We start from the raw sequence: 1,926 nt of genomic DNA, 5'->3' as shown, positions 1-1,926 counted from the left end.
AAATGCTCAAAACTTTTTCTGGATGCATTTGTGCAAAAATGGTAGAGATATAACAGCCGTAGCTTAAAGCGCAAATGTGAGCCTTTTGAATGCCTTCTTTTTCGTATAAATTCAATAATTGATCAACGAGACGCTGTAATGAAAATTCGATAGCTTCTCCTTTATCATCGCCGTGACCTAATAAGTCATAAGTAATAATGTTGTAAGAGGCGGAAAATCGTTTATGCTCTTTTTTGAAAGCACGACGATTGCCGACTAAACCATGAATAAAAATAATTGTTTCCTTTTTAGAATGTATATTTGTTTGCAAAAAGGATACTCCTTTCAATAACTGGAGATTTATATAGTATTGTAAATTGGTTATCTATCATTCACATAGAACAATATTAAATACCAGGTAATAATATCAGATGTTTATATCTGTTGTAAAGATGAGTTTTTATGTATATTTTGTAAAAACAGAAAAAGTGTGTTTACATTCAGTTTACATTTGTATTGTATTCTATTTTTAGAAAGAACAGTTTTGTTTAACACGAGGAGATGACAGAAATGGAAGTTAGAAATGAAATAAAGAAAAAAGGGAGTTGGAGGCAGTTTTTACGCCTTATTCAAGATACAAATCCTTCGAAAGGGATTCTTGTTTTTGCGTTATTCATGAGTTTGCTTTCTACGGGAGCGAGTTTATTTATTCCGATGTTAACAAAAGGATTAGTAGATAATTTTTCACTTTCGTCAATTAGTACAGGACAAATTGTTGGGCTAGTTGCATTCTTTATTATGCAAACTATAGCTGCAGGATTATCTATATATTTACTAAATTATATCGGGCAGAAGATTGTAGCCGGACTGAGAGAACGTTTGTGGAAAAAGGTACTTATATTGCCAGTATCTTATTATGATCAAAATAGAACAGGCGATACAATTAGCCGAATGACAAATGATACAGGTGTTGTGAAGACATTAATTTCTGAGCATTTGTCAAATTTATTAACAGGCGGTATTTCAATTGTCGGATCATTAATCGTATTATTTGTTTTAGATTGGAAAATGACACTTTTACTTTTAACGGTTATTCCATTATCAGTACTGATCTTAGTTCCACTAGGACGAAAAATGTATAAGATTTCAAAAGCGCTTCAAGATGAAACAGCTTCTTTTACAAGTGTGCTAACGCAAGTATTATCAGAAATTCGTTTAGTGAAATCTTCGAACACAGAAAAAAGAGAATATGAAACTGGAAATAAAGGTATCGAGAAGTTATTGCAATTTGGTTTGAAAGAGGGAAAAGTGCAAGCGTTAATTTCACCAGTTATGTCGTTTGTTTTAATGGCATTACTTGTTATTATCGTAGGATATGGCGGGATGCGAGTTTCTAGCGGTGCATTAACAACTGGGGAATTAGTAGCGTTTATTTTATATTTAGTTCAAATTATAATGCCGATGAGTCAATTATCTATGTTCTTTACACAATTCCAAAAGGCAATTGGTGCAACGGAAAGAATTAATACTATTTTAGAATATGAAGTAGAAGACCATGAAACTGGTGTGAAAGTCACAAATGCTAAGCAACCAATTGTTCTTGAAAATGTATATTTCGAGTATAACGAAGAAGAGCAAGTGTTAAAGAATATTGATTTCACAATTGAATCAGGAAAAGTAACAGCGATCGTAGGGCCAAGTGGTAGCGGGAAAACGACATTATTTTCACTATTAGAACGTTTTTATGAGCCAACTAGCGGTGCTATTAAATTAGGGAAAGATGCAATTACGAACTATTCATTACAATCATGGCGACGTCAAATTGGTTACGTTTCACAAGATAGTCCGTTAATTGATGGAACGATTCGGGATAACATTTGTTACGGCGTTGAGGGAGAAGTGACAGATGAAGAAATTGAAAAAGTAGGCACCTGGCCGAGGGTGACA

2 protein-coding genes are annotated in these 1,926 nt (G+C 33.5%); one reads left to right on the top strand and one right to left on the bottom strand.

What is annotated here, in order from left to right; all coding sequences use genetic code 11:
* Positions 1-310 (bottom strand): alpha/beta hydrolase (locus tag RCF13_RS19970; RefSeq protein WP_308141484.1); only part of this gene is annotated, 310 nt, incomplete at its 3' end.
* A 239-nt stretch (positions 311-549) separates the two neighbouring features.
* Between RCF13_RS19970 and RCF13_RS19965 the strand changes: the two genes are divergently transcribed.
* Positions 550-1,926, top strand: a 1,377-nt coding sequence (locus tag RCF13_RS19965; protein ID WP_308141483.1) for an ABC transporter ATP-binding protein, incomplete at its 3' end; no start/stop codon positions are given.

The sequence above is a fragment of the Stenotrophomonas maltophilia group sp. RNC7 genome, from assembly GCF_030910085.1.
GTDB classification, from domain to species: domain Bacteria; phylum Pseudomonadota; class Gammaproteobacteria; order Xanthomonadales; family Xanthomonadaceae; genus Stenotrophomonas; species Stenotrophomonas sepilia.
Note: the sequence above shows the minus strand (reverse complement) of the source record. Positions and strands in the feature narration are given on the sequence as shown.